The 12796-nt window shown below is 28.9% G+C and carries 12 protein-coding genes; 3 read left to right on the forward strand and 9 right to left on the reverse strand.

All coding sequences use genetic code 11. The features are described from left to right. The gene (locus B2S02_RS06910) at positions 1 to 483 is read left to right on the forward strand and encodes a DUF1648 domain-containing protein (RefSeq protein ID WP_346848524.1); all 483 of its coding nucleotides are present in this window, start codon (positions 1 to 3) and stop codon (positions 481 to 483) included. A gap of 91 nt (positions 484 to 574) precedes the next feature. On the opposite strand, the gene B2S02_RS06915 is transcribed toward B2S02_RS06910, so the two are convergent. The 7 genes from B2S02_RS06915 to B2S02_RS06945 form a co-directional block, all read right to left on the reverse strand. Continuing rightward, positions 575 to 1711 (reverse strand): DHHW family protein, encoded by a 1137-nt coding sequence (locus B2S02_RS06915; RefSeq protein WP_346848523.1) that lies wholly within the window; start codon positions 1709 to 1711, stop codon positions 575 to 577. Between the two features lie 19 nt (positions 1712 to 1730). Beyond that, a complete protein-coding gene (locus tag B2S02_RS06920) occupies positions 1731 to 3137 on the reverse strand; it encodes an MBOAT family O-acyltransferase (protein WP_346848522.1) in 1407 nt (468 codons plus the stop codon). Positions 3138 to 3165: 28 nt separating this feature from the next. Then, positions 3166 to 3639: a DUF4358 domain-containing protein gene (locus B2S02_RS06925; protein WP_346848521.1), complete on the reverse strand. Its 474-nt coding sequence runs from the start codon at positions 3637 to 3639 to the stop codon at positions 3166 to 3168. A gap of 9 nt (positions 3640 to 3648) precedes the next feature. After that, complete coding sequence (locus tag B2S02_RS06930) at positions 3649 to 4437, reverse strand: GDSL-type esterase/lipase family protein (protein ID WP_346848520.1); 789 nt, start codon at positions 4435 to 4437, stop codon at positions 3649 to 3651. Positions 4438 to 4639: 202 nt separating this feature from the next. After that, the gene (locus B2S02_RS06935; protein WP_346877741.1) at positions 4640 to 5167 is read right to left on the reverse strand and encodes a QueT transporter family protein; all 528 of its coding nucleotides are present in this window, start codon (positions 5165 to 5167) and stop codon (positions 4640 to 4642) included. 632 nt (positions 5168 to 5799) lie between these two features. Further along, on the reverse strand, positions 5800 to 6501 hold the full coding sequence (locus B2S02_RS06940; protein ID WP_346920473.1) for a hypothetical protein: 702 nt from the start codon (positions 6499 to 6501) through the stop codon (positions 5800 to 5802). A gap of 418 nt (positions 6502 to 6919) precedes the next feature. Then, positions 6920 to 7366: a hypothetical protein gene (locus B2S02_RS06945; protein WP_346848517.1), complete on the reverse strand. Its 447-nt coding sequence runs from the start codon at positions 7364 to 7366 to the stop codon at positions 6920 to 6922. A gap of 290 nt (positions 7367 to 7656) precedes the next feature. Here B2S02_RS06945 and B2S02_RS06950 point away from each other — a divergent pair, with 290 nt between their 5' ends. After that, positions 7657 to 9276, forward strand: a complete 1620-nt coding sequence (locus B2S02_RS06950; RefSeq protein ID WP_346848516.1) for a Na/Pi cotransporter family protein — start codon at positions 7657 to 7659, stop codon at positions 9274 to 9276. Positions 9277 to 9387: 111 nt separating this feature from the next. On the opposite strand, the gene B2S02_RS06955 is transcribed toward B2S02_RS06950, so the two are convergent. Together B2S02_RS06955 and B2S02_RS06960 are read right to left on the reverse strand one after the other, a co-directional pair. Then, complete coding sequence (locus B2S02_RS06955) at positions 9388 to 10239, reverse strand: YjjW family glycine radical enzyme activase (RefSeq protein WP_346877739.1); 852 nt, start codon at positions 10237 to 10239, stop codon at positions 9388 to 9390. A 148-nt stretch (positions 10240 to 10387) separates the two neighbouring features. Then, positions 10388 to 11887: a YjjI family glycine radical enzyme gene (locus B2S02_RS06960; RefSeq protein WP_346920474.1), complete on the reverse strand. Its 1500-nt coding sequence runs from the start codon at positions 11885 to 11887 to the stop codon at positions 10388 to 10390. A gap of 358 nt (positions 11888 to 12245) precedes the next feature. Here B2S02_RS06960 and B2S02_RS06965 point away from each other — a divergent pair, with 358 nt between their 5' ends. Further along, positions 12246 to 12740: a metallophosphoesterase family protein gene (locus B2S02_RS06965; protein WP_346848513.1), complete on the forward strand. Its 495-nt coding sequence runs from the start codon at positions 12246 to 12248 to the stop codon at positions 12738 to 12740. Positions 12741 to 12796: the final 56 nt, after the last annotated feature.

Raw genomic sequence — 12796 nt, forward strand, 5'->3', positions numbered from 1 at the left:
ATGAAAGAGAAAGTCCCTTTTACTAAATTTCAAAAATTCCTTGAAACTCTAGCTCTATTAATCTTACTAGGCTCAATAATCTATCTAATATTCATTTGGAGCACCCTTCCTGATACTATCCCATCTCATTATAATGCTAAAGGAGTTGTTACCAACTGGAGTGGGAAAGGTATGCTACTTATAATGCCTATAATTTCAATAATTTTATATACAGGACTTACAACCATAACACTGTTTCCTAATATATGGAATGTACCTGTAGAAATCACAGAAAAAAATCAAAATTTTGTATATACTAATCTGAAAACTATGCTGATAGTTTTAAAATTAATCTTAGTTTCTGATTTTTCTTATATGACAATATGTTCAGCAACTCAAAGTTCTTTAAGTGTTTTATTTACACCTATAGTTTTAATTGCTGTATTTGGTACACTTGCCTTTTTTATCACTAGAATAATTAAAGGAAGCAAAAAACTTCAATAATATACTTAGAATATATACAAAATCTTAATTAAATAAAGGAGCCTAGATATTAATATATCTAAGCTCCTATTTATTGTTAATTAAGTTATTACTAATTAAGATTTAATATAGAATCGTCAGAATTAAAGGTATTTACATTATATAAGAATAATATATCTGTTATATCCTTCGACTCAATTAACTCTTCAATATTGTCCATGTAATACCTAAGATCTACCACGTCTATCTCTCCATAGTGGGAAGTTAAAAAAGGTAGAAAACTATTGGCATAGGAATCTTTAACTACTAATAGCTTCTTCTTTGGATCTCCTAAAGATTTAATATTAATATGTGGATGATTTCCTCCTGTAAAAACTTCATACTTATCCTTTTTATCTAAATTCTCACTGCTATACAGGGTACTAGTTCTCTTTTGCTCAGTTATATAATTAACCACCATTTCTCCATTTTCTTTAGGTATGTATACATTTATACAATCTGGCTTTCCTCTCTTATCTCCTATTTTTGAAGTTAAGCTTCCATAAAAATCATTAGCAACTAACTCAACCTGAAAATCTCCCTCTTTTTTAGGCTCTAGCCCCAAACTCTTACAAAATTCCACATAGGCAAGATAAGCCCCTTTGCTAGTCCAGTGATGGTCTGTCCTATAGTATAGATACTTATCCTTATTATTTATAAGTGCATTATAGGGATTAATATATTTTACATTAGAACTTAACTTTCCTTCTATGTACTTCATATATTCCAACTGATTATCCACTGGTGCGTATTTAGGTAGCCTATCCTTTAGAATCTCTGTAGCTGTTGGTATCAGCATAAAGCTTGTATTTATATTTTCATATTTCTTTACAAATTCATTAACAGCTAAAACCTTATGGTCAGTTTCTTCTTTCGCTCTCTCTTCAAAGTCTTCTATAAGTTGATTATTCTTTCCTATAAATACATCATTACTTTCACTTTTACCCATTAGTTTATCTACCTTAGCCTTAGCATTTATAAATAAACCTCTGCCTGGAAATTGGTCTGATATATAACTCTCATAATGTTTAATATAGTCACCACTAAGAAGTGCTCCTAAAGAAAACTCTGGTCTACTAGCTAGATTTCTATTTTCTTCTTCTGAAAATGCTTTTTCTCTTCTTAATATATTACTTACAGACATTATAGCTATAAATAAGAGAAATACTACTACCATTAGCCTTCTATTTACCTTGTTACTTTTATACATTTCTCTCACTCTGCTTTCTTTAAAATCTAAAATATAGGAAAGGATTATAACTTTCACTAACTAAATAAACTATAGATAAAATTAAAACTAACATATTCATAGCTATAACTATATATACACCCTTTAACTTATACTTCTTTTTTATATATGCAATTAAATTTTTAATCAACGGCGTAGAGCAAATAATTGCTATTACTATAAGTATTAGATTTGTTTTCAAAGTATATTTAGCCATATTATCCATAAAAATATTTTTTCCCATTCCAAACATAAGCTTTATGTAATTTAGTGCATCTTTAACCTTTGATGTATCAAAGAATACCCAGCTTATAATTACTAAAACTACAGTATATATATGAGTAATAGCATCAGGGACTTTATTAAGAATTTTTCCTAAAAATAATTTTTCAAGGAATATGAATACTCCAAAATATAGGCCCCAAATTACAAAATTCCAACTAGCTCCATGCCATAGTCCTGTGGCAAACCATACTATAAGTAAATTTCTAAATTGCACAGCCTTCCCTCTTCTATTTCCTCCTAAAGGAATATATATATAATCCCTAAACCATGAACCTAAGGATATGTGCCATCTTCTCCAAAACTCACTGATACTCTTAGACATATAGGGATGATTAAAGTTCTCTAAAAATTCAAATCCAAACATTTTTCCAAGACCTATTGCCATATCAGAGTAACCACTAAAATCAAAATATATTTGTAGTGTAAAGGCAATTATACCTATCCAAGCTGTTAATATAGATAATTCTTCAATAGGAAGCCCCTTAATAGAAGTCCAAATCATGCCTATATTGTTAGCAATAAGAACCTTTTTTCCCATACCTCCAATAAATCTTTCTACCCCTTCTCCAAATTTATCTATAGACTCACTTCTGTTATTAAGTTGATCTTCTATATCATTATATTGGACAATTGGTCCAGCTACTAGTTGCGGAAACATAGTAATGTATGCCCCAAAATTTATAATGTTTCTTTGTGCAACCACCTTTCCCATATATACATCTGCTACATAGGATATGAGCTGGAATGTGTAAAAAGATATTCCCAGTGGTAAGGGTAAATTCCTTATTTGAAGATTAATACCAAAAATTCCATTGATATTATCAATTAAAAACCCATAATACTTAAAGAAGAATAAAAAACTTAAATTTAGTACAATTACTGTAATAAATATAGCTGTTCTTTTTTCACTATCTTCCTTATTTGACTCTATCATAAGGCCACCTATATAATCAATTAATATAGAGCCTAACATTAAGAAGATATATATTGGTTCTCCCCAAGCGTAAAAAATCAAACTCATTATAAGAATTACTAGGTTTTTAAATTTCCTAGGACATATATAATAAATTATTAAAGTAATTGGCAAAAACATAAATAAAAATATCAAACTACTAAAAACCAAATTAATCACTCCAATTAAAATATAGTTACTACTTAAACGCTTTATTTATCGCTGCTTCTATGGTCGCCGAATCTCTTGAAATGATCAATATTAAGTACTTTCCTTTTATATCTAATACACGATTACTTATTATGTCATATTCCTCGGGTCTATAGCTATTAAAACTATCGGATTGTTTTTTTATTCTTCCCTCAACTTTAACCTTTAATTGCTCTATAGCCTCTTCACTTTTCCCTTTCAATACAAGGACTTCATTAGCATCCATATTACTCTTAGGTGCGTATAAAATAAAATCTTCTACTTCATTTTTACTTATATAATATAACTTTCTTAGCTTTGAACTATCCCCTACATCCATGTGCTCGCTGTTTATAATCTGTGAAAGATCATTTTTTAAGCTATCCATATCTGCATCCTTAACTTTAAGAATTTGGTATAAAGCTATAAATACAATCAATACTACTGCTATCAAAATATAATAATAATTTTTATACTTTTTCATATTTATCTCCTAATTATTTGATGTAATCCCTTGGTGTAAATAAGATAACCATTTTAAATAAAAATCATATTTAAAGTGTACTCCATCTTGCTCATAGAACTCAGCCTTATCCCTTACCAATACATCAATATTTAAATAATTAACTGCTGTTTCTTTACTTACTTCATAAGCTAATTTTCTAAACTCATCTAAATTAGTATTAGTAAGCCTTCCATTAGTTTCTATAGCCCTATCCATAACTGGTAGAGGTGCTTGTATGTATACATTAGTATTAGGTAATTTTGTCTTAATCTCATTTATAAATTCTATATAATGAGCCTTAAACTTATCTGGACCTCCAGGTCCACTTCCATCGAATGCTATTACATCATTCATTCCATATAAAAGTACTACATTTTTAGGCTGTAAAGATACAACTTTATCTATGTTTTCTTTTCCTTTAACTACAGTATCTCCTTTATTACTTATTACATTATACTGATTTACTAGTTCCATCTCCATAAGCCCTTCTGTAATAGAGTCTCCCATAAATACTGTATTTTCATAGAACTTATAAAAATCAACTTCTTTATCCTCTACCACAACTTCAGGGGTATGATGTTTCTCTATCTTATCCTGGATTACACTTAAATCAGCCTGTTCTAAATCTTTCAAGTGCTTTCTCCCTAATAGTACTCTTTGTTTTTCATTCATCTGGACCTTTTTATTCTCTATAAAGGTATGCATACCTATTGCTGCTATCATTACTACTAATATTATTCCTATAATTGTCATAATTTGAAAACTTCTTTTCTTCATGTTATCTTCCTCTTCTGTCTAATATTTATCTTCCTTAATCATTCTAATACAACAAATTTAATATTTGGTTACAAAATCCTTACGTTTCAAAAAAACTTTACTTCACATAAAGAAACCTAAGCATAGATATACTTAGGTTTTTTCATCATTATAATAATATATGGTTCTCAAAATTTTAATAATTATCCGATTATAGGTTATCCTAGTTAATCTTTAATATATCACTTAAATTCTCATTTTTAATAATAAATTTAAATACTAAAACTCCTATAATTGAAACTACTACAAATTCTCCTATGGCAACTTGTAATACAGAAAGCCAAAATGGTAAATTTATCATGTAGTAAAGCTCAGCTCCTATAATTAAAGCATTTGATATAGTTGCCCATAAAGATGCTATAAATAGTACAAGTGTTTTATTATAGCCTTCTTTTTTAGTTAAAGCCTTCTTAGTTTGCCAAATTAAAACTACAGCTATTAAACTAGCTAAGCTTCCAAATATCATATCTACTATTGCCATAGGACTTAGTAGAAAATTTGAAATGGCACATCCTATAGTTAAGGCTGGAATATATAGTGGGTCTATAAATGCCAAAAGTACCATTACCTCTGATAATCTAAATTGAATATTTCCAAAGGCAAAGGGTGCAATAACAGCAGTAACCGCTACATAAGTAGCTATAATTAGAGCCATCTTTAATAATTTTTTAGTATTGTTGCTAGTATTCATAAATATAATACCCTCCTCATTTTTTAATAGTGTAAGCTCTTAGCCTTACTAGATTCATATATTGCCCTATTTAACTCCATACAAACCTACTAATAAAATAATGAGTCTAGCTATGTCACCTCACTAGCTCCGCACCTATCTTTAACTCAGCATTTTCTTTATCTAAAAAATACCACCCCATATTTATTGGTGATTAAAATATATACTCCTATAATATATATTTATATATCTTATAGAAAAAATAAAGGCCGTCATCCAAATGACAGCCTTGTAATCCTTGTACATAAATAAAGCTCTACCTTTTTATGATGAGCTAATTAAAAGATTTCAATGCCGTAGTTTTTTTTAAAGACAGGAGGCTTACGAACTGTCACTCTTATTTTGTTCAATCTTATTATATAATGTAAAGTGTTGAATTTCAAGTGTTTCAGAGATTTTCAGAAGATTTATTTTATTATTTATTCTCATGTAATATTGATATTTTCTATATTTTTCGTTGGAAACTTTGTTAGAATAGTTTTTCCAATGAAATTTATTAAAATATTATATTACTATTGATTTTTACATCCTTCAGTGGCATGGTTTGTGTGCTAAATGTACATTTAAACCAAACTTATACATACACCTCTAATTTATCTTAACATATCAACAATCTCATCTTTAGATTTTATCTTATCTTTATATTCACCTTCAAATTCTTTTGGTATTTGTTGCTTCCATTTAGAGTCTTCTAGCTTGTATTTTCCCTGATATTCACCTACTGGTGCATAACATGGCTTACCATCTAATGGTGGTGTTTGTAAAGCAAATATTATTACATGCTCTTTTATATCCATAGGTGCAATCCCATCTGTTATGAGCTTGGTTGGTTTCATATCTTTTAATGAAATGGCTTCATTTGAAAACTTCTTCTTATGTTCATTTAATAAGACTTCTGGTGAGAAAATTCCTCCTGTTTCTATAACGCATATATTTTTCCCTTTTTCTAATGTGCCATCATTTTTAAAAATTTCTACTATTTCTACCTTTGAAACTGTATAAGGTATATCTTCTATCATGGGTGAAGTTGTATTTTTAACAATCCCTTCTACGATTATAGTTGAATCTTTTTTTAATTCATTTATACTATTGTATTTCTTAGTTAAACTTATATGTGAGTCTATAATGTCATATTTAATATCGTCATTAATTACCCCTGTTGTATTATTTGAAACTACTAGACTATTTGCACCTAAATTCCATTCTGAATCCTTAATCTTACTATAAGCATTAAAACAAAACACCGTAATTACTAATACTATTGTTATACTAAAATATTTTATTATTTTTTTCATTTTAGTTTTCTCCATTCACTTTATTAAAATAATCTATTTATAGCTCTACAATCTTCCACACTAGGTCCCCTGTCTAAAATTCCTGGAAACTAATCATACATATCACTTTATTCCAATTCCAATTTTGTATCCAAGGTTTTATATTAGAACCTCCCACGATAAAATATGTTATTCACACTCAATAAGAATATTGTTCATTTTTACATTAATCCTCCTTTGCTCACTTTTTATACTTATTATAGCTTGTACATTTATAACTTATATTCACATATTATAGAAATAAAATTCCAGTATATTTAGCATACTGGAATTTTATCCCTAAATCTTTTTATAAATTATAATTGTGAACATAAAAAAAGCCAAGAATTAAATTCTCAGCTTTCTTTCTTCTAAAATATCCTTTAGAATTTTTATATGATTAATTAAGTCTTCTTCCAATTTCTTCGAGGCAAGCTTTTGCTTTATTCATTATTGGAATTAACTTACCCTTTTTATCTTCTTTAATTTTACTAATACTTTTATCTAAATCTTCATACTTTCTTTCCATAATTCGCTTTGTAATGTCTGGATACTCCTTTAGCAGCTCTATATCACTTTCATTTATATTATCATACATAACCATGTCATTTATGGCGTCTGCCACTCTATTATATATATTTATTTTAATTAAGGTTGGTGAATCATCCTTTGCACGATCAAACTCCTTTTTCCTAACAAACCATGGTTCAGGAATATCTTTTTCAAGGTTATCAGCTTCACTTTCAAAAATAACTAGATTTTTAATGCACTCTCTATGTTCGATGACATCAAAATATCCTAAATATTCAGTCTTCTTAACTCTTTTTATTATTTCTTTAAATTCCATAAGCCCACTTCCTTTCTTATAATATATAATTCTATGCTTCTTTAAACATTCCTTCTATATTATATACATTATTTTTCACTAAAATACACAAAATAAGTTAATGAAGTCTTTTAGACCTTTGTCCTTTGTTAAATTCATGTTAATTTTTCTTTATCTATTGTTAAAACTTTCTACTCTTTGTTAAATAAAAGGTTTTTGTGTTACTATTAAGTTAAAATTATTGTATCTTTAATTGTGTCTTTAGAATGAATATTATTTGAATACATATTATTTATTGGAGGTTTAACACTATGGAATCATTGTTTTTAATTATTAACCTTTTAGGAGGTCTTGGAGTATTCCTATTTGGTATGAAAATCATGGGAGATGGTCTTGAAAACCTTGCTGGCGAAAAGTTAAAGGGGATCTTTGATAAAATTACCTCTAATCCACTTAAGGGTGTAGCAACAGGTGCTATAGTTACTGCTATAATTCAAAGCAGTAGTGCTGTAACTGTTATGGTAGTTGGATTTGTTAATGCAGGTATTATGAATTTATCTCAAGCGGCCTATGTAATCATGGGTGCTAATATTGGAACAACTATAACAGCTCAATTAATTACCTTTGATTTTGATGCTATAATTCCTGTATTTATTGCAATAGGGGCCTTTTTAGTACTATTTACCAAAAAGAAAAATCCTAAAGAATTAGGTCATATAATTCTAGGATTTGGTATTTTATTTTTAGGTCTTATTTTAATGTCTGACGCTATGTCTCCTCTTAGAGAGTCACCAGTATTCACAAAACTTATTTTAAGTCTAAAAGGACATGTATTCTTAAGCCTTTTATTAGGAATAGGAATGACTGCTATAATTCAAAGTTCCTCTGCAGTTACTGGAATTTTAGTTGCTTTAGCTTCTGTTGGAAGTCTTCCAATTGATGTAGCTATACCAATGTTATATGGAACTAATATTGGTACTTGTGTTACTGCTCTAATATCCTGTTTAGGAACTAGCAAGACTGCTAAAAAGGCGGCATTAATTCACTTATTCTTTAATGTAATAGGTAGTATAATATTCCTAATTCCTCCAGTTTCTAAATTACTATTAACTACAGTAACAACTCTTACCCCTGGTGTAACTGGAGGAGTTGTGGCAAAACAAATTGCTAATGCCCATACAATGTTTAATGTAGTTAACACTATATTAATATTACCATTTACAAAATACTTAGTAACTTTAGTTAATTTCATACTTCCAGGAGAAGATGAAAAAGAAGTTGATGGAGTTAAGTATATAGATGACAGACTCTTAGAAACTCCAACTATAGCCTTTGGTCAAGTTACTAATGAGATTATTAGAATGGGTACTTTAGCTAAGGAAAATATAGAAACAGCCTTAATGGGCTTTACTGATAATAATGAAGATTCAATTAACAAAGTATATAAGAATGAAGCTTTAATAAATCTATTAGAAACAGATATAACTAGATATCTAGTTAAACTATCCAATTCTGATATTGGAGATGAGCAAAGAACTACTATAGCTTCATATTTCCATGTAGTTAATGATATAGAACGTATCGGAGATCATGCTGAAAACATTGCTGACCTGGCTAAAGATAAACTTTCTAAGAATGTTAAGTTTTCTAAAGATGCCATTGAAGAACTTAAAGTAATGGTGAATATTTGCATAGAAGCTTTGGAGCATAGCATAGAATGTTTCTCTGACTATAGTGATAAAAAGGCTTTGGATGTAAGGACCTTAGAAGAAAAAATAGATACTTTAGAAAAAGATTTAAAGATATCACATATCAAAAGATTAAATAATGGTTCATGTGATGCAATTGTAGGTACTATATTCTTAGATCTTATTAGTAACCTTGAAAGAGTGGGTGACCACGCTGTTAACATTGCTGAAATACTTTCTTAAATATAAATATGTCCCTAAAGTAAATTATTAAATACTTTAAAAGCTACAATTCAAAATTGCTGAATTGTAGCTTTCCCCTTTTATATAGATTACTTTTTAAATTTCCATTCTTTAAACTATTATGGTGTTTATGCATCCATTAGCTCTAGCTAATGATTCTAATTCCTTCATATAATCATTAGTAGGTACTGTAGTCTCAAGTAATTCCTTTCTTACTCCCATAGGTCTATATTTAATTAGCTTATATTGAATATTAGGATTAATTTCAGCTAACAGCTTACTTCCCATGTCTACAGTATAATTATTATTAAGAACTTCTGGTACTACTACTGTTCTAATTTCATATATTTTATCAAGTTTTCCTAGCTCTCTTATGTTTTTTATTACCGTTTCATTAGTGAGGCCTGTAAGCATCCTATTTTCTTCTGGAGAAAAAGCTTTTAAATCTATCATAGTTTTATCTGTTACTTCTAAAAGTTCTTTATCCTTATATATAGGAGTGGAACCATTAGTGTCTATAAAAGTTGTTAAACCAAGACTCTTTACTTTTGTAAATAGCTCCTTTAGAAAATCTCTTTGAAGAGTACATTCGCCTCCTGAAACCGTTATTCCTGAAATAAATAGCTTTACCTTTTCAATTTTTTTCATTAGTTCTGAGGCAGTTATTTTTGTTATCTTAGGGCTACTGTTTTTCCTACAAGTATCAACACAAGCATCACAATTAACGCATTTATCAATATCATACTCTACCTTACCATCTACCATTGATAGGGCTCCATATTCACAGGCAGGCACACATTCGCCACAATTGATACATCTATTTATAGTTTCTGGATTATGACAATAAAGACAGTTATAATTACATCCTTGAAGAAATATGGCCATTCTATTGCCTTCTCCATCTACATTACTAAAAGGTATTATTTTATTAACATAGCCTATAGTTTCTTGCTTATCATTCATACTTCTTCCCCCAGTTCTCATATATTTTCTTTTCCTGATAATATAGAACCGCTCCAATACTATAAGCTTTTGCTACAATTGTATCGAAGCGGCCTTTATTATAAAAATCCTTTTTATCCTATGACTACCAACTCTAATGATAAGAATTCTATTTATCAGAACTTCTTAATTTTCTTTCAAGTATCTTGGAGTTTTTAACTGCTCCATATCCAAGGGCTACTGTATCTTGAAGTACTTGCTCTCCCCTATCTAAAGCTTCAATATCAGAACGCTTAACAAGATATCCTGTAATTCTTATAACGTCACAATCATCACAGTATAGGGAGAAATATCTCATATTTAGTGCAAAGGCACCTTTGATTATATCTAAAATTGACTTTGGATTCTTCTTAGCCATTTCATCAAATTTAAATATATCACCAATTCCAGATGGGAAGTATTTGTGGAATACTGCACTTTGAATCAAGTGTTCTGGTAATGATGGCTCTTCTCCTATTGGAATTCTACATCCTGGACTTGTTTCAGTATCCGAATCAATTCCAACTTGAGAATGAAGTAGATAATGATTATCTGTAACTTCACAATATTTATTTTCATGGGCATTAACCATAGTATACATTTTATTTATAATAGTTTCACCTAGCTTGTTAGCTCTTTCACCATATCCAAATCTATCCTTTTCATCTGTTGCTCCTAGAAGCGTATTTACACATTCTGCAAGACCAACTAATCCAAACATAGCAGTAAATCTATCTCTTGATAATAAACCTTCTCTTACAAGGAAACTTGACTCAAAGAAATTACTTTCTTCTACTATGAATTTAACTCTATTATCCATATAATCAAGCATTGATTCTACAGCATCTGGTAATACAGTGTTTAAAAAGTGTTCTTCATTATACGACATCTTAGCTAGTTTTGAAAGTAACATTCTAACTAATGTATAACTTCCACCGCCAAGATTAAGTCCATTATAGCAACTTACTATTCCATACTTTTCTCCTAATTCTGAGCTAAACATTTCATGGTTAGCAAAGCTTGGCTTAGCACAGGTAAGAGCTGTTTTTATTGCTTCAACTGCAAATTCTTCACTAGTTTCCTTTGAGTATTTTAAGGTTATATTAGGAGTAGCATTTTGAAGTTCTCTCTCTACTTCTAAAATTATTCTTCCTGCTTTAGTATACTTAGGTCCAATATTAGCATGACAGAATGAATCAGTTATTGTTCTGTCTATATGCTTTAAGAAAAATTTAATTGCTTTATATGCTTCTTCCTCATCTTCTATATATGGATCTAAAAGGGTATCAATATTACCTACATATACTGGGAAAGATGTAACTGATGGTACATGTTTATATAGAATAAGTAAATTATTTACTGCATCCCATATATCCTCTGCAGGAGTTAGGCTTAAAAACTTACTTCCATTTTTCATAAACTTTTCATAGTCAGGTACAATGTATCTAGGTCTATAGGGTGCGTTACCTTCATTAAGGTCACATATAACACCTGCATTTTCGTACATTTTTGTTTTGTCAGATTTATTTAATACATCTAAACTATTTTCTGACTCCCTAGCTAAATTTAAAACTTTCATTTCATAAGTTAAAGTCTTGTCTTTAATAATATTCATTATACTATCTTTCATTTTATCACTCCTATGACATTTTGAAATTAAGTAAATATTATTATGTTGTTCCTGCTTAACTATATACATAAATTAAATATAATTAAGCCATACTTTATTACAATAATGCAATGTTTATAATAAATTTATCTTAATTATAGTATACCCGAATATAAGAGTTTTTTCTACTATTTAATGAATAATAATTATTGATTACATTAACTTTTTAAGTAACATTTTAATTTTATCAGTATTTTTAACTTGTGTTACTTTTTTAAGAAAAGTTTCAATTAACTGTTTAAATATAAACTACACAAATAAAATTTTATGCTTATACTAATAATGTATATATATTTTTTAAGTGGAGGTGAAGCTTAAATTGAAAATCGGAATTATTTCTGATACTCACATGAATAAACATTATTCAAGACTAAAACATATACTAGATGATAAGTTAAAAGATGTAGATTTAATAATTCATGCAGGAGATTATACCTCCCCTGAAGTAATATCTATGATTAAGGAAAAATCAAAATTTATAGGTGTTTATGGAAATAATGACAAATCTAATTTAAGAAGTTTAGTTCCTGAAAAACACATATTAACTTTAGAAGGTTATAAAATTGGTATTTGTCACGGGGATGGTACTAAAAAGCAAACTATAGATAATGTGGTTGATACTTTTAAGAAGGATAAGCTTGATATAATAATATATGGTCATAGCCATAAACCTTGTATTTTTACTAAAGGAAAAACAATGTATTTAAATCCTGGATCTTCTACTAGCAAAAGAAAAGAACCTTGGTTTTCTTATATAATTTTAGAGCTTAATAAAAATTGTCCCATATCAGCTTCAGTAAACTTTTTTAAATAGCTAAAAAATTCATTATTCCATAGAGTAAAAGGATTGAGCCTATAAAATAGACTTCA

The sequence above is a fragment of the Clostridium sp. UBA7339 genome (assembly GCF_002470865.1).
In the GTDB taxonomy this organism is placed as follows: Bacteria; Bacillota; Clostridia; order Clostridiales; family Clostridiaceae; genus Clostridium_J; species Clostridium_J sulfidigenes.